Below are 15563 nucleotides of genomic sequence, written 5' to 3' on the forward strand. Positions count from 1 at the left end.
AACACTGCAAATGAAAACACGCTTGTTGATCGGCTTTCTTCTGGCCATTTTCTGCCCGATATTACTGGCGGAAAAAGACGAATTTTCGCTGAATCTCAAAGATGTCGATATACGCGCGCTGATCGAAACGGTAGCCGATGTCACCGGCAAAAACTTTATTATCGATCCGCGCATCACCGGCAATATATCGGTGGTGACCTCTACCCCGATGAAGTCCACCCAGGTTTACGATGTATTCCTGTCCATACTAAAGGTACACGGCTACTCGGCCATTCCGAACGGCAATATTGTCAAAATTATTCCTAATGTCACTGCCAAACAGGACGGCGAGGAAAGCGAGTTGCTCGGCAATCCGCAGAATGGCGATGAGCAACTGACCAGGGTTTTGCAGGTGCATCATGTCGATGCCACCCAGGTTGTACAAACCTTGCTGCCGTTAATGCCTCAGTATGCGTTCATTGGCGCGGTGCCTGAAAGTAATTCGATTATTTTGTCCGATACCGCTGCCAACGTGAACCGCCTGGCCTTGATGATCAGGCAAATCGATAAAAGCGAGATACAAAACATTGAAATCATCAATTTACGGCATGCCAATGCCGCCGATTTGATTCTCCCGTTGAATACGCTGATTACCAATAATAGCGCGGGGAAAACCACGGCTGTCGCGCCGCCGATGGTGGCGGATGAACGCTCCAATTCCATTATCCTCGGCGGCGATCAGGAAATGCGGCTGCAAATGCGAGCCTTGATTGCCAATCTGGATACGCCGATTGAAAAGGACGGCAATACCGAAGTCATTTATATGCGCTACGCAGTGGCCAAGGAGCTGGTCGAAACATTGACGGGAGTGGGCTCGCATAAGGACGAGAAAGCCGATAAGCCCAAAACGGTGGCGACTACTGAAAAGGCATTCGATATACGCGCCGACGAAGCCGCCAATGCCCTAATAATCACCGCACCGCACGATTTGATGAAGACCCTGAAATCGGTAGTCAGACAATTGGATGTACGCCGCGCGCAAGTGCATATCGAAGCGATCATAGCCGAAGTCAGCTACGACAAATCGCGAAAATTAGGCGTTGAGTGGCAAACCAAGGAAAAAGGTAATGTGTTCGGCGCCAATAGAAGCGGTGCGGATAATTCCTTGGATTTATCACAATTTATATCCGGCGTCGGTAAAGGCCTGAGCATAGGCTATCTTGCCGGTAACGAGTTAAAAGCCATGATCACCGCTTTAGCGACCGAATCCGATTTCAATATCTTGTCTACGCCATCCATCGTCACGCTGGATAATGAAGAAGCCAGTATGTTGGTCGGTCAAAATATTCCGCTAACCACCGGGCAATACACCCCCAGTGCCGGTACCGGTGTCAGTACGCCGTTTCAGACGACGCAACGGCAGGATGTCGGTATCAAACTTAAAGTGTTGCCACAGATCAGCGAAGGCGATGCGGTTAAGCTAAAGGTTACCCAGGAAGTTTCGAGTGTGATCGATAATAGTGGTGCCAGCGGCCTGCAAAGCTTTGATAAACGGCAGTTTGAGACTTCGGTATTGGTGGATGACGGTCGGGTCCTGGTGATCGGCGGCTTGATCAAGGACGATGTGACGGAATCGGCTACATCCATCCCCATATTAGGCGACATCCCATACATCGGCCATTTATTCGAGACCAACTCGTCTACCTCGACTAAGAAAAATCTAATGGTGTTTTTGCGACCGCAAATTATCAGGGACACCAACAAGTCGGCCGTTCTGACCAACGATAAATACGGGCAGATGCGCGAAAAGCAAATGGATTTTAATAAGGACGGTGTGTTTTTGATGCAAGATCAACAGCAGCCGTTGATGGAAAATTTGCCGAGCGCCGATGCGGTCATCGACAACGATGAACCAGCCGGCCGCAATGGCAAGCAATAGCGCGTCAGGCAGCGACATGGAAACCGTAAAACTGCCGTCTTACGGTTTTGCCAAACGCCACGGCGTGATCGTTGCAGAATGTTCCGCGCAGCAGGCGCGTATCGTCTATCAGCCCAAAGCCTCGGTAACGGCTTTACTGGAAACCCGCCGCTTCGTGGATAGGCCGGCCAGTTACGAAGCGGTCGGCGCGGAAGAGTTCGAGCGTCTGTTGCAGGCGGTTTACGAACACAAAACCGGCCATGCCCAGCAAATGGTCGACGACATGCATGACAATCTGGATTTGTCCGAGATGGCCCAGCATCTGCCCAAGCCGGAAGACTTACTGGAAAGCGAAGACGAAGCACCGATCATCCGCTTGATCAACGCCTTGCTCACCGAAGCCATCAAGGAAAATGCCTCGGACATTCATATCGAATCCTACGAAAAACGCATGGTGGTGCGGTTTCGGGTGGACGGCACCTTACGGGAGATTATCGAGCCGCAACGCGAATTTGCGCCCATGGTGATTTCCCGCCTGAAAGTCATGGCCAAGCTGGACATAGCCGAAAAGCGCTTGCCGCAAGATGGCCGTATTTCTTTGAATATCGGCGGCCGCACCGTGGATGTGCGGGTATCGACTTTGCCTTCCGGCCACGGCGAGCGCGTGGTGCTGCGTTTGCTGGACAAGCAAGCCAACCAATTGAGCCTGAAGCAAGTCGGCATGTCGGATTACGAGCTGAACAGCATTCAGCAAATGATCGCCCGCCCGCACGGCATTATTCTGGTGACCGGGCCGACTGGTTCAGGGAAAACCACCAGTTTGTACGCGGTGGTCAATCAATTGAATCAACGCAGCCGCAATATTCTCACCGTCGAAGACCCTATCGAATATTACCTGGACGGTGTCGGCCAAACTCAAGTCAATGCCAAGGTTGATATGACCTTTGCCAAGGGCTTGCGGGCGATTTTGCGGCAGGACCCGGATATTGTCATGGTCGGCGAGATTCGCGACCGGGAAACCGCCGAGATTGCCGTGCAGGCCAGCTTGACCGGCCACTTGGTGCTATCGACATTGCATACCAATACCGCCGTGGGCGCCATCACCCGGCTGCGCGACATGGGCATAGAACCTTTTCTGTTGGCATCCAGTTTGGTCGGCGTGATCGCGCAACGGCTGGTACGCAAGCTCTGTCCGCATTGTAAAAAGCCTGAGCAGGTGCCGGTACAGGATTTAGCCAAGCTGGGCTATGGCAACCCAGCCGGCGGGCCGGTTACGGTTTATCAAGCCCAAGGCTGCCCGCAATGCCATAACCACGGGTACAAAGGCCGGGCCGGCATCTTTGAAATGATCATGCTGGATAGCACGATGCAACAACTAATCCACGACGGCGCGGGCGATTTGGAACTGGAACGGCATGCCCGACTTTCATCGCGCAGCATCCAGCAAAGTGCGCTGGAAAAAGTGCTGAACGGCGATACCAGTATCGACGAAGCCATCCGTATTACCTTAAAGGATTAAGGGGCGATATGGCGGTATTCGAATATCAAGCGCTGAACGGCAAGGGCAAGTCGGTAAAAGGCACGCTTGAAAGCGACACCATCAAAACTGCGCGCCAACAATTGAAGGCTAATGATTTAACTCTGTTGGACATTCAGGAAGTTCATAAAAAAGAACGCAGCGGACAGTCGCCGCTATTGGCGCAGAACATCGGCATGCGCGCGCTGGCGCACATCACCCGGCAGTTAGCCGCTCTGCTGAAGTCCGGCTTGGCTATCGATGAAGCCTTGGGCATTATCGCCAGGCAACTGGAGTCGGCGCGGGCCAGACGGATTTTGCTGGCGATCAGAAGCCGAATTCTGGAAGGGCAAAGTCTGGCCGTGGCTTGCCAGGCCTTTCCCAGCACCTTTCCGCCACTTTACCGCGCCACCATCGAAGCCGGCGAATCTTCCGGCAAGCTGGATCAGGTCTTGGAAAAGCTGGCTGACTATCTAAGCGACAAAGGCCAGTTGCATCGCAAATTGCAGATGGCCATGATTTACCCGGTGTTGCTGTCGTCGGTGTCCATATTGGTGGTCATCGGCCTGCTGGCGTATGTGGTGCCGGAAATCACCGGCGTGTTCGACAAAATGGGCCACGAGCTGCCGGCTATTACCCAGGCCTTAATTAGCTGTAGTGATTTCTTGCAGAGCAATGGCTTGTTGTTGCTGGTCATCGCGGTGATCTTGTCTGCCGCGGCAAAGCTGATTTTGCGCCGGGAGCGGCCGCGCATGCTGTTTCACCGTTGGTTGTTGACGATGCCGATTACCGCTAGGTTCTCCAAGGGTTTAAACACGGCCCGTTTTACCCGCACGCTGGCGATTTTGACCAATAGCGGCGTCGAGTTGCTGGAAGCCTTAAAAATCTCCAGTCAGGTTTTGTCCAATAACGCGATGCAACAGGCGGTTGCCCACACCGCGATTCGTGTGCGGGAAGGTCAGAGTTTGAACAAGGCGCTGGAAGCCAGCGGCTTCTTCCCGCCGGTGACGATTCATTTGGTCGCCAGCGGCGAAGCCAGCGGCCAGTTGCCGCGCATGCTGGAAAGCGCCGCCGACGATCAGGAGCGCGATATTCAGGCGCTTACCGAATTGACCATGGGTTTATTCGAGCCGGCCTTAATTTTATTCATGGGTTTGGTGGTGCTGACCATCGTGCTGGCGATTTTGTTACCGATTTTTGAAATGAACCAATTGATTAGATAGCGCCTTTGTCATACGCCTGTCACCTTGGCTTTCTAATCTTCTCTGCGTTGCCCCACACTGGGCGGGGCGTGCATTAACTCTACCGACTTTACACCGTTATGAGCAACAAAAAACAGCAAGGCTTTACCCTGATCGAAGTGATGATCGTGGTGGTGATTTTGGGAATTCTGGCGTCCATCGTCGTCCCTAAAATTATGGGCAGACCGGACGAAGCCCGTGCCACGCGCACTTTGCAAGACATTAGAGCCATCAGCGCCGCGTTGGATCTGTACCGCTTGGATAATTTCAGCTATCCCACCACCGACCAAGGCCTGGAAGCTTTAGTGCATAAGCCGGCCAATCTGCCGCAAGGCGCGCATTGGAAGCAGGGCGGCTATCTGGATCAACTGCCGGCCGACGCCTGGGGTAAACCGTATTTTTACATGCAGCCTGGCGCACACAGCGAGTTTGATTTGTATTCCTTCGGCGCGGACGGTGTGGAAGGCGGCAGCGAAGCCGGCGCGGACATCACCAATTGGGCGCAAAAGTAAGCCCGATTCAAGGTTTGAACATACGCGGCTTCACGCTGATCGAGCTGCTGATTGCGATGGTGTTGATCGGTCTGATGAGCAGTATGGCCATGCTGGCGATGGGTAACGCCGATCACAGCAAGCAGCAACAGTTGGAAGCGGAACGCTTATCCAAACTATTGGCACTCACCGAGCAGGAAGCGATGATACGCGGCGACAGTATCGGTTTAGAGCTGATTGGCCAAAGCTATCGATTTTTGACCCTGGCGCAAGGCGAATGGCGGCCGGAGCTGAGCGATGCTTTATTCAGGCAGCGGGATTTGCCGGCCGGGATGAGCTTGACGCTAACACTGGATGAAAAGGCGGTGTTTCTAACGAAGCGTTTTGCTGACAAAGTCCATCCTGAACCGCAGATTGTCTTTACTCCGGACGGTGCGGCGGAATCCTTCCAAATTGGGATTGCCTTGCAAAAAAGCGATAGCCTGTTTTTGGTAGCCAATACTTCCGAGGCTGGCTTGGCGGTTTCCAGTCTGGCTGTCAAGCCGTGATTGGCGCGGGACAAGCCAAACCGGCCGAAGGCTTTACCTTGCTGGAAGTGTTGATTGCACTGGCTTTGCTGGCAATTCTGATGGCCGGCCTGATCAAAATTACCGCGGATAATACCCAGAATCTTTGGTATCTGGAAAACAAAACCCTGGCGGCGACAATTGCCGCTAATCATGCGGTGCAATTGCGCTTGGATAAGGACAAGCCGGAGAACCAGGACGGTTGGGAGACGATGGCCGGTCGGCGTTGGTATTGGCAGGCTAAGCGCGGTGTGACGCCGGCTTTCGGCGGTGCGGTCTGGGATTATCGGATCGAAGTGTTTTTGGAAGGGGATAAATCGCCTTACGCCGGTTTGCTAAGTTATGTTCCGGTCGAGCATGAACAGTAAAGCCGGCAGCAGTCGCGGCTTCACTTTGCTGGAAATCCTGATCGCGATGGCCGTGTTTGCGATCATGGCGGCGATGGCTTACGCCGGTTTGAGCGCGGTGCTGGACGCCAGAGCGGGCACCGAAAAACGCTCGGACAGCATCGCCGAGTTACAGCAAACGATGTACTTACTGAACGAAGATTTAGCCCAGGCTTTGCCGCGCTCGATTAGGGACGAATTCGGCAGCGAACAGTCGGCATTTTCCGGCGGCAATGGCGAGGAATTGTTGACTTTAACCCGCAGCGTGCCGGACTGGTCGCAGTTGTCGATGCACAGCCAATTGCAACGCATCAGTTATCGCCTGGAAAACGGTGTCTTGTACCGGCAAGTTTGGACGGTGTTGGATCGCACTCAACAGACGCAGTTTCACCGCAAAAAATTGTTGAACGTTACCGCGCTTGAATTGCGCTTTTACGGCGGCGACGAATGGCACCCGCACTGGTCGGCTGAGGGCGCCGGGATGCCCGGCGCGGTGGAAGCGAACTTTAGTTTGGCCGGCTTGGGCGACATCCGACGGCTGTTTTTGGTGCGGGAATGAGCTCGCTAAAGCAGAGGCAGCGCGGGATCGCGTTGATTACGGTCATGCTGGTGCTGGCTATCGCGACGGTCGCGGTAGTGTCGATGTCCAGTGCGCGGCAGATGGATATTCGTCGTACCGAAAATCAACTGCGTAGCATGCAAGCTTGGGAATACGCGTACGGCTTGGAAAGTTGGGCTATCGGCCGGTTAGATGCCGATTCCGATGCCGCGGCCAAAACCAAGGTTGATGAAAAAGCCGAGGCTGATGAAGTTGATAGCCTGGATGATGCTTGGTCTAAACCGCTGGCAAGCACAGGTGTGGCGGGTGGCAGGATGCAGGCCGGCATTGCGGATTTGCAAGGCCGGATTAATCTGAACAATTTATTGGTCGAGGGTAAGGTTTCCGCGCCGGATGTAAAGCGCTTGGAACGCTTGCTGGCGCAGCTAAAGCTGAAAACCGAGTTGGCTCAGGCAATCACGGATTGGATCGATGCGGATATGCAGATCAGTTATCCACACGGCGCGGAAGACGAAACCTATACCCGGCTAAACCCGGCCTATCGCGCGGCTAACCGGCAATTTGCCGATGTCAGCGAGTTGCTGCTGGTGCAGGGTATGACGCGGGAGACTTATCGGGCATTGCTGCCGTATCTGTATGCCGTGGATGGTTACGCGCCGCTGAACGTCAATACCGCCAGCGCCATCGTATTGCGCTGTTTGGCGGACGACATCAGCGCCGATCAGGCGGAATCCATGTTCAGAGCCAGAGGTAAACCGTTCGAAAAAGTCGCCGAATTTTTAAAGGACGAAGCGGTTGCCGATGCCGGCATCGGTAAATACGGCTTGGCCGTCAGTTCGCAAAATTTTTTATTGAGAGGGCAAATCGATATGGGCAAAACCCATCTGCAGTTTGAGTCGCAATTGCAGCGCGGCGGCGGGACGCGGATAGTGAAACGACAGCGTGTAGGCTTGGCGCATGGCTGACAAACTATTGGTCAGATTCGGGGCAGGGTCTGCAGACAAGCTGGAATGGTTGAGTCTTGCCGAGCCGGATAGTCAGCCGGCGTCCGGTACCATGGCCGAGTTGACGGCGGCTGCGCAGGGTAAGTCCGTGCTGTTGCTGTTGCCGGCCGCTTCGGTGTTATTGCTGGAAATCGAGCTGGCGATTAAAAGCACCGCTCAACTGAAAAAGGCCTTGCCGTTTGCGTTGGAAGACTTACTGGCCGAGGACGTGGAAAACTATCATCTGGTTTGGTTAAAGCAAGACCAAGATAAACTTGCGGTGGCGGCGGTCGCGCACGAAAGATTGTCGGCGTGGCTTGCGCCGTTTCGGGAAGCCGGTTTGGCGCTGGAAGCGGCGTATTCGGAAGCTTTATGCTTGCCGTATAGCCAGGGACAATGCACCTTGCTGATCGACGACGCTAATGTGATTCTGCGCAGCGCCGCCTATCTTGGCGGCGGTGTGGATGCGTTATTTTTGCCGCAACTGCTGGAAAAAGCCCGTGCTGAAGGCGCTGATTTCAGCACTTTAACAATCTGCAAAGCCCACGACGAAACGAGTCTGCCGGACAATTTACCGCTTGCGGAATTGGAAATTTCTGTTTGTAAGCCCTTGCGGTTTATGGCCAGCACTGCCGAGTTATTGCCCGCCGAGTTGAATTTATTGAATGGGGTTTATGCCGTCAGCAACCGACAAGTAGGCCGCTGGCAACAGTGGCTGCCGGCCGGCATGATTTTGTGCGTAGCGCTGGTGCTGCAGAGCTATGCGCTATTGCATACCTATTGGCAACAACAAGCCGAGTTGAGTGAGTTGGAGCTTAAAACCCAAGAGCTGTTCAAGCAAACCTTTCCGGATGTGAAACGCATCGTCAATGTCAAAGCCCAAGCCGATCAACAATTGGTGCAGCTCAGAAAGCAACACGATTTCGTCGGTAGCGGCTTTATGCGATTGATTTATCGTTCCGGATTGCTGTTGAAAGACACGCCGGCCGTGCGTTTGAAAAAATTCAATTATCTGAACGGCAATTTGCAATTGCATGTGGTTGCCAACGACATCGGCCAGCTGGAGCAATTCAAACAACAGTTGCAAATCACTGTGCAAGTCAAAATTCAATCGGCCGATAGCGGCGCAAAAGGCGTGGAGGCGCAACTTGAGATTCGCGAAAAATGACATAAGGCGATTTACGGCAATAAATGTACCCAAAGCAAGCAATTTTCCGTTGACTGAGCAGACTTGTGCTGAGCGAAGTGGAAGTCAACTGTTCGATGAGCGAAGTGGAAGTCAACTGTTCGATGAGCGAAGTGGAAGTCAACTGTTCGATGAGCGAAGTGGAAGTCAACTGTTCGATGAGCGAAGTGGAAGTCAACTGTTCGATGAGCGAAGTGGAAGTCAACTGTTCGATGAGCGAAGTCGAAGTCAACTGTTCGATGAGCGAAGTCGAAGTCAACTGTTCGCTGACCGAAGCCGAAGTCAACTGTTCGCCGAGCGAAGTCGAAGTCAACCGTTCGCTGACCGAAGCCGAAGTCAACTGTTCGCCGAGCGAAGTCGAAGTCAACCGTTCGCCGAGCGAAGTCGAAGTCAACCGTTCGCCGAGCGAAGTCGAAGTCAACCGTTCGCTGAGCGGAGTCGAAGCGAACGACATATTTGGCATTGCCAATGGGTATAACTTTTCTCAAAAATCACCTAAGCCAGCGTTTTGCCGATTTAACGCCCAGAGAGCGGTGGTTGGCCGTTGGCGGTTTGCTGATCGTGCTGGTGTATGGCGCTTACTTGGCGTTTTATCAACCGTTTGCCGAACAGAGCCGCTCGTTGAGGCAAAAAATCCAGGCGCAAGGGCAAATCTATAACTATTTACAACAAGTCGGCAATCAAGCAGCGGCCTTGCGGCAGCAGGCTGTGGTTGACGCACCGGCAGAAGGTAGCGCAAATCAATCGCCGATGGCGATAGTTGATTTCAGCAGTCAACAACTGGAGATAAAGCCGGCGATCAAACACCTGTCACCGGAAGGCGAAGATAAAGTCAGCGTCTGGCTGGAGCATCTGCCTTTCGATAAATTGATGTCGTGGCTGGCGATTCTGGAAACCAAGCACCGCTTGCAGGTGCTGCAAATCGATGTCGAGAAACCAAGCGATGCCGGAGAGGGCGTTGTCAATGGCAAAGTTTTGCTGGGTGTTTAGGGAAGCGCTAAAAATTGCCATTCGAACCGCTTGGCGCGAACGGCGGCTTTGGTACAGCAACCGCCTATCCGTTCGTGCTGAGCCCGTGGAAGCATGAACGGATGATTTTTAGAGCTTCTCTTTAGGTGGTTTTTGAGAAAGTTTGTACCCATTAGCAATGCCAAATATGTCGTTCGCTTCGACTCCGCTCAGCGAACGGCTGACTTCGGCTTCGCTCAGCGAACGGCTGACTTCGGTTACTTTGGCTTCGCTCAGCACCAGTCTGCTCAGTCAACGGAAAGTTGCTTGCTTTGGGGACTTTATTGGCATAAATCGCCTTAGTGTCAAATAGCTATTGAGGCTGTAAAAGACTTCGCATCAGAACCCCCGCCCGCCGGGACACTGTCATTAAGAGATACACCCGCAACCCAGCTCCCGATTACCCGCGTTAGCCAGCTTATTCGTAATACAGATGTATTACATGTCACGTGAATTTAACAATGCTGTAACCGAAACGCCGCTATTGCTCTGGAATAATCCACCCCAAGTTGAAGCACCAAGGGGCTTGGTGCTCAGCAGAAGTTCTGGAGTAACTAAGGAACAGGGATGGCACGCAAAGGGAGCAGGCGAAGGAAGAGGATAGGGAGGAGGTTAGGTGGAAAAAAATGGTAGCGGGGGAAAGGCGACACTGTTTATCTGTTAGATGGTGTTGAGTTTAGGAAAGCGTGTAAAAGCCAAACCCGTTGCGAAGCGGGGACGGAAAGCTTCAGGTCTTATGTCTGCGATAGACTTCAAGATAGCTGGGTTGTCACCTTGTGTATTTAAGACTTTTATTTTTTAAACATAAGGCATAAACAATGAAACATTTTGCAAAAACTATGGTTGCAGCGGCTCTGTTGGTAGGCGCTGGTTCAGCTAACGCTGCTATCGAGAAAAACGGCGGTGGTTTAAACGAAGCTTATTTGTCTGCTTACGACATCACTACCGGTAAAACTTTTACCCTGGATACCGGCGTGACCTACAACGACTTGGTTGCCAACGTCAGTAACACAAATTACAGCTTGAATTTTGACCTGTCTGCTCTGACCAACTGGACATCGTTTATTACCGGTGCAAACACCAGCAAAATCAAATACGCAGTTGCTGTCGGCAATTCTGTTGATTTTGGTGCCGCTATCACAGGTAACGCGCCATTGGCTGTTACCCAAAGTATTCTGTTCGGAATTGACGTGTCTTCAGGTATAGAAAACCACGCAATCGATATCAATAGCAGAGTTGCTAACGTTACTTCACAAAATCTGAGCACATTGGCTTTGGATAGTGACTCCGCTGGTACTGGCCAGCACGCTAATGCCGCTAGCGTTTGGGGTACTTGGATTCAAGACCCGCAAGCAAACTATGGTGATGCGGTTGGTTTTCAGTTGGGCGTATTGGACCAAAACACTGGTGACAATATTGCAAGCACATTTGTTGGTCAATGGAAATTGGCTGGCAACAGTCTGACTTTTACTGCGCCTCCTGTTGCTTCCGTGCCGCTACCAGCTGCTGTATGGATGTTCGGCGCCGGTCTGATGGGCGTATTGCGCTTAAACCGTCGTAAATCACTGGCTGTATAAGCTTTTGGCCACTTCCGGCTTTATCCGGGAGTGGCTCTCTAATTTTTAACAAGCGAGAGACAAAATGAAAAAATTAATCTTAGGTGCAGCAGTTTCTGCTGCCTTATTAGCTGGCACAGCGCAAGCGGCTATCACATTGGATGGTGCCGGCAAAGTCGTAGTAACGCCTGCCGATACTTATGAAATTTATTTGTCAGGTGCTTCTGCTGCGCTGGACTATATTGAGCATTTGGCGACCAGCACGTCTGTAATTGCTGCAGATCGTATGTGTGATTCAACCCAGCCTATCTATAAATTTAAAGATAATGGCGGTGGTAAAGATCAAAACGCATATTACTGCACATTGAACCCGCTGAACCCACAATTAGTCGGTTTGGCTGGCGGTAAAGCCAACCTGCTGATTTACAAACGTAGCGTAGGTGGTTCTGCTAAAGGTGTTGCTCCACTCATTGATGACGCGAAAGGGAATAACGCAGCTGCTCATGTCGAATTTTTGAACGTCGATCCTAGCGTTTGTACAGCGCCTACAGGCACTGGTCTATTGACTTCTACTTGCACGTATTCGCCAACTACCGCAGGTCAATTCAAAAGCGAAATTCCTGATTTCGGTATTTCTGACGTTGATCCTGAGCAATTTCGTGGTGTTAATACATCAGGTACAGCGGTTAATCCGTCCGATGTTGGTTTGTTGAATGTTGAATCAGCAGGCGGTCAAGTATTTGGTATCGGTGCTACTTTGAAATTGCGCAATGCGCTGCAAGAAGCACAATTTGGCGTGGGTAATGCTTGCGTTGGCGCCGAAAGCGAAGCTTGTATGCCTAGTTTGACTCGTGATCAAGTCGCCAGCATCATGACCGGCAAACTGGATAGCTGGAAAGACCTGAAAGTGGGGGCGAGCGATTTGTATACTTTGGCTAGTGCTGCCTACAAGCCAGGAAATGCTAACGCACGCGTACACATCTGTACCCGTACTGATGGTTCTGGTACTAAAGCGCAAATGGGGATTAATTTCCTGAACTATCCTTGTGCTACAGCTGCTACAGCTCCGAAAGCCGATACTGGTACTTTGGGTGAAGTCATTGCCTCTGCTCAAGTACATGCAATGTCATCAGCTGGCAACTTGTCTGAATGTTTAAGAGAATTGGATGCAGGTGTTAACACCATCGGTACTGGTTTCAACAATACATACACAACAGGCGGCGCACGTTGGGCGATCGGTCTCCAAGGTTTGGAAAAAAATGCCAACCAGGCTGAAGACTGGCGTTTTATCAAAATCGATGGCATTGCTCCAACTCTGGAAAACGTTGCGAAAGGCAAATACCATGACTGGGCTGAGCTGACTTTCCAATATTCCAAAACTCACGTTTGGGATTTGAGTGAAGACTTGATCGTTAAAGAATTCATCAAAGCGGCCAGCAATCCTAACGTCATCGTTTCTTTGAACCAAACTAACATTCATCCGTTTGGTGATAGCGGTTTCTTGGCTTCACCTAAAAACTTTACGCCAACCGCCAACGGTACTTTTGCATCTAGCTATCCGGTAAACCCTTACAGCCATGCTACAACTTCTCAAGGTGTAAACAACTGCCGCATCCCCGCAGCATATGACTTGCCTAACGCAACAAATGCAGGCATTCAACTTCAATAATGCGCAATGCATTAATTAGGTTGATGCGATAAAGGATTGTCGCGAGTAACAGGAGAACCAGCCGTTTTCGGACGGCTGGTTTTTTTGTTTGTAGCAGTGGGCGGATGTGAATGATGCTTTTTGCGACTTATACGTTTGTGGCTAAATCCCCGGTGGTGTTGTCACAAAAGCTTAACGCAAGCGCCTTAGAATACCGGGGCTAGCGGCTTTCATACGGAAAGCCGGGCATAACACGGATAAAACAGATTTCATGCGGGTAAATAGAATAAAGCCGGTTCTGATGTGCTTGTCGGGCTGCGTCTTGATGGTGGCTTTCGAGGTATTGGCTCAGGATGCTCAGCAGAACGGACCAGCCGTTGCAACGGAAACTCAGCAACAGGCGGCGCAGCCGACCGCCAGTTTCGATTTACTGGAATTACGAGTCAAGGGTAATAGTCTCATCGATAAAAAACAGTTGGAACGCACGATATATCCGTTTTTGGGGCCTAAAAAGAGTATCGATAACGTCGAGTCGGCGCGCGCGGCGCTGGAAGAATTATATCGAACCCATGGTTATCAGACCGTGGCGGTGGATATTCCCGAGCAAGATGTGAAAAACGGTATCGTTTATTTGCAGGTAGTGGAAGGTAAGGTGTCGCGCTTGCGGGTTAAGGATTCCCGGTATTTTTCGTTGGGTAAAATTAAGGCCGCTGTGCCTGAGCTGGCGGAAGGCAATGTGCCCAATTTGCCGAAAATGCAAAAGCAGTTGGCGGAACTGGCTGGCGAAAGCCCGGATCGGCAAATCACGCCCATCCTGCGGGCTGGTGAAACGCCGGGCACTTTGGAAGTCGATTTAAAAGTGAAGGACGAATTGCCTTTGCACGGACGCATCGAGCTAAACGGCCGCAATACATCAAGTACCTCAAGGTTACGTTTGGTGTCGTCGTTAAGGTACGAGAATCTGTGGCAGGCCATGCATAGCGCTTCGCTGATGTATCAGGTGTCGCCGGAAGATAATAAAGAAGTGGATGTCTGGGCCGGTACTTATGCGATGCCCTTATTGGACGACGGCACCCGTTTTGCGTTTTACGCCGTCAGTTCGTCGTCGAATTCGCAGATCGCCAGTGCCGGGGCCCTATCGGTAATCGGTATCGGTAATATTTATGGAGCCAGACTGGTCAAGCCTTTGAAGGCGTTGGATGACTATTATCACAGTGCAACCTTGGGCGTCGATTACAAGGATTTTCAAGAGGATTTAAAGCTGCTGGGTGCCGACAGTATCGCCACTCCGATCAGCTACGCGCCGTTTTTAGCGCAGTACAGCGGCAATTTGCGCGGTAAAGAATCAAGCACAACTTTCGATTTAGGACTGCACTTCTCGGTGCGCGGCTTGGGCAACAAGCAGCAGCAATTTGAAGACAAACGGGTTTTTGCCAGGGCCGATTATATGTATCTGACCGGTGATTTGAAATACCAGCGGGATCTGCCCTTGGGCATGGAGCTGGTCAGCCACTTTTCCGGCCAGGCCGCCGATTCGCCATTAATTAGTAACGAACAGTTTTCGCTGGGTGGCGCGCAGAGCGTGCGCGGGTATTTCGAGACTCAGGCTTTAGCCGATGACGGTGTATTTGGCTCTTTGGAAATTCATTCGCCGCATTTGGGCTTATCGGATTGGGAGTTCGTCAATAAGTTAAAGGTGCTGGCCTTTTTAGATGGTGGCAGAGGCTGGATTAAGAACACTTTACCCGGCAACGTCAAGAGCTACACCTTGAGCGGTGCCGGCGTGGGTGTGCATTTTCAGTTATGGAAACAGTTGAGCGGTGTGTTCGATGTCGGTATTCCGTTTACTTCGCTGGCACCGGTTCAAAGCGGTGATCCGCGGCTGCACTTTAACCTTGCGACCGAATTTTAAGGGTTTCCTTAATGCATAGTGCGAGGAAATCGTTTTACTTAAGGTTTTGGCGCGAGCTGTATGGTTAATATGTTTTGTTAGGTTATTCAATAATAATTTAATTAAGAATTTAGTATAAAAAATCCATTTTAACCGATAAGGTTTGTGTGGGGTTCTTAGTGTTATCTGGTTATGTATGTAATATAACTGTAATATTTTAAGACTTGTTGAATGTTTGTGATTTTATTTCCTAATGAATATTAATTTATTGGGTTACGCCGACGGATTTTGATGGGTGTTAGGCTTGTCTTGTTTTTCATATCATTATGAAATTAAAAGAAAATATTTATAGAATGCGTTCGTCTGTGAGTGTTTTTTAATCTAAAAATTATTTTACTGATACTTAGGTACAGTATTAAATAAAAGCTTGGTTACTAATATATGTCCAAGCTTTCCAATAAGTCGAAAAGCGCTTTGTTCGAAAGTGGCGCAGGTGATTTTATCCTTAATAAATATTAAGGTCATTGTAATTTAATGTGTAAAGGCTAAACCCGTTGTGAGGCGGGGACAGAAAACCACGGGTCTTGTTTGAAGACAGCCGGGTTGCCACGTATCTAATTTTGTTAATTGTTTTT

Annotated in this window: 15 protein-coding genes and 2 riboswitches; of the genes, 14 read left to right on the plus strand and 1 reads right to left on the minus strand. The window is 51.0% G+C overall.

Annotation, left to right across the window (positions count from 1 at the left end; genetic code table 11):
* Positions 1-10: 10 nt before the first annotated feature.
* From gspD to gspM, 11 genes are all read left to right on the plus strand, one after another.
* Complete coding sequence (gene gspD / locus EBA_RS07500) at positions 11-1918, plus strand: type II secretion system secretin GspD (protein WP_192374069.1); 1908 nt, start codon at positions 11-13, stop codon at positions 1916-1918.
* The gene (gene gspE / locus EBA_RS07505; protein ID WP_192374070.1) at positions 1905-3416 is read left to right on the plus strand and encodes a type II secretion system ATPase GspE; all 1512 of its coding nucleotides are present in this window, start codon (positions 1905-1907) and stop codon (positions 3414-3416) included. The genes gspD and gspE overlap by 14 nt, the downstream gene beginning before the upstream one ends.
* An 8-nt stretch (positions 3417-3424) precedes the next feature.
* On the plus strand, positions 3425-4636 hold the full coding sequence (gene gspF / locus EBA_RS07510; protein WP_192374071.1) for a type II secretion system inner membrane protein GspF: 1212 nt from the start codon (positions 3425-3427) through the stop codon (positions 4634-4636).
* A 98-nt stretch (positions 4637-4734) separates the two neighbouring features.
* On the plus strand, positions 4735-5166 hold the full coding sequence (gene gspG, locus EBA_RS07515) for a type II secretion system major pseudopilin GspG (protein WP_192374072.1): 432 nt from the start codon (positions 4735-4737) through the stop codon (positions 5164-5166).
* Positions 5151-5693 (plus strand): type II secretion system minor pseudopilin GspH, encoded by a 543-nt coding sequence (gene gspH / locus EBA_RS07520; protein ID WP_192374073.1) that lies wholly within the window; start codon positions 5151-5153, stop codon positions 5691-5693. Before gspG ends, gspH begins: the two co-directional genes overlap by 16 nt.
* Positions 5690-6079, plus strand: a complete 390-nt coding sequence (gene gspI, locus EBA_RS07525; RefSeq protein ID WP_229427833.1) for a type II secretion system minor pseudopilin GspI — start codon at positions 5690-5692, stop codon at positions 6077-6079. The genes gspH and gspI overlap by 4 nt, the downstream gene beginning before the upstream one ends.
* Complete coding sequence (gspJ, locus tag EBA_RS07530; protein WP_192374074.1) at positions 6069-6656, plus strand: type II secretion system minor pseudopilin GspJ; 588 nt, start codon at positions 6069-6071, stop codon at positions 6654-6656. The genes gspI and gspJ overlap by 11 nt, the downstream gene beginning before the upstream one ends.
* Positions 6653-7621 carry a type II secretion system minor pseudopilin GspK gene (gspK, locus tag EBA_RS07535; RefSeq protein WP_192374075.1) on the plus strand — a complete coding sequence of 323 codons (969 nt, stop codon included), beginning with the start codon at positions 6653-6655 and terminating at the stop codon, positions 7619-7621. The genes gspJ and gspK overlap by 4 nt, the downstream gene beginning before the upstream one ends.
* Positions 7614-8807, plus strand: a complete 1194-nt coding sequence (gene gspL, locus EBA_RS07540; RefSeq protein ID WP_192374076.1) for a type II secretion system protein GspL — start codon at positions 7614-7616, stop codon at positions 8805-8807. The genes gspK and gspL overlap by 8 nt, the downstream gene beginning before the upstream one ends.
* A gap of 65 nt (positions 8808-8872) precedes the next feature.
* Entirely contained in the window at positions 8873-9484 is a 612-nt protein-coding gene (locus EBA_RS07545) for a hypothetical protein (RefSeq protein ID WP_225616658.1), read from the plus strand.
* A complete protein-coding gene (gene gspM / locus EBA_RS07550) occupies positions 9378-9815 on the plus strand; it encodes a type II secretion system protein GspM (protein WP_229427438.1) in 438 nt (145 codons plus the stop codon). The genes EBA_RS07545 and gspM overlap by 107 nt, the downstream gene beginning before the upstream one ends.
* 108 nt (positions 9816-9923) lie before the next feature.
* Here gspM and EBA_RS07555 read toward each other — a convergent pair whose 3' ends face one another.
* Entirely contained in the window at positions 9924-10073 is a 150-nt protein-coding gene (locus EBA_RS07555) for a hypothetical protein (protein ID WP_192374079.1), read from the minus strand.
* 444 nt (positions 10074-10517) lie between these two features.
* Positions 10518-10607: riboswitch (cyclic di-GMP riboswitch) on the plus strand.
* Between the two features lie 44 nt (positions 10608-10651).
* Here EBA_RS07555 and EBA_RS07560 point away from each other — a divergent pair.
* The 3 genes from EBA_RS07560 (at position 10652) to EBA_RS07570 (ending at position 14949) form a co-directional block, all read left to right on the plus strand.
* Positions 10652-11410 (plus strand): hypothetical protein, encoded by a 759-nt coding sequence (locus tag EBA_RS07560; RefSeq protein WP_192374080.1) that lies wholly within the window; start codon positions 10652-10654, stop codon positions 11408-11410.
* Between the two features lie 64 nt (positions 11411-11474).
* Entirely contained in the window at positions 11475-13058 is a 1584-nt protein-coding gene (locus EBA_RS07565; protein ID WP_192374081.1) for a type 2 periplasmic-binding domain-containing protein, read from the plus strand.
* A gap of 250 nt (positions 13059-13308) precedes the next feature.
* Complete coding sequence (locus tag EBA_RS07570; RefSeq protein ID WP_225616007.1) at positions 13309-14949, plus strand: ShlB/FhaC/HecB family hemolysin secretion/activation protein; 1641 nt, start codon at positions 13309-13311, stop codon at positions 14947-14949.
* A 513-nt stretch (positions 14950-15462) separates the two neighbouring features.
* Positions 15463-15539, plus strand: a riboswitch (cyclic di-GMP riboswitch).
* Positions 15540-15563: the final 24 nt, after the last annotated feature.

It is taken from the genome of Methylomonas albis, from assembly GCF_014850955.1.
GTDB lineage: Bacteria > Pseudomonadota > Gammaproteobacteria > Methylococcales > Methylomonadaceae > Methylomonas > Methylomonas albis.

Excerpts from the sequence above, each read along its gene's own strand:
- gspE (WP_192374070.1), top strand. The coding sequence starts at position 1,905 with ATGGCAAGCAATAGCGCGTCAGGCAGCGACATGGAAACCGTAAAACTG.
- gspK (WP_192374075.1), top strand. The coding sequence starts at position 6,653 with ATGAGCTCGCTAAAGCAGAGGCAGCGCGGGATCGCGTTGATTACGGTC.
- EBA_RS07570 (WP_225616007.1), top strand. The coding sequence starts at position 13,309 with ATGCGGGTAAATAGAATAAAGCCGGTTCTGATGTGCTTGTCGGGCTGC.
- gspF (WP_192374071.1), top strand. The coding sequence starts at position 3,425 with ATGGCGGTATTCGAATATCAAGCGCTGAACGGCAAGGGCAAGTCGGTA.
- gspG (WP_192374072.1), top strand. The coding sequence starts at position 4,735 with ATGAGCAACAAAAAACAGCAAGGCTTTACCCTGATCGAAGTGATGATC.
- gspL (WP_192374076.1), top strand. The coding sequence starts at position 7,614 with ATGGCTGACAAACTATTGGTCAGATTCGGGGCAGGGTCTGCAGACAAG.
- EBA_RS07560 (WP_192374080.1), top strand. The coding sequence starts at position 10,652 with ATGAAACATTTTGCAAAAACTATGGTTGCAGCGGCTCTGTTGGTAGGC.
- EBA_RS07565 (WP_192374081.1), top strand. The coding sequence starts at position 11,475 with ATGAAAAAATTAATCTTAGGTGCAGCAGTTTCTGCTGCCTTATTAGCT.
- gspD (WP_192374069.1), top strand. The coding sequence starts at position 11 with ATGAAAACACGCTTGTTGATCGGCTTTCTTCTGGCCATTTTCTGCCCG.
- gspJ (WP_192374074.1), top strand. The coding sequence starts at position 6,069 with ATGAACAGTAAAGCCGGCAGCAGTCGCGGCTTCACTTTGCTGGAAATC.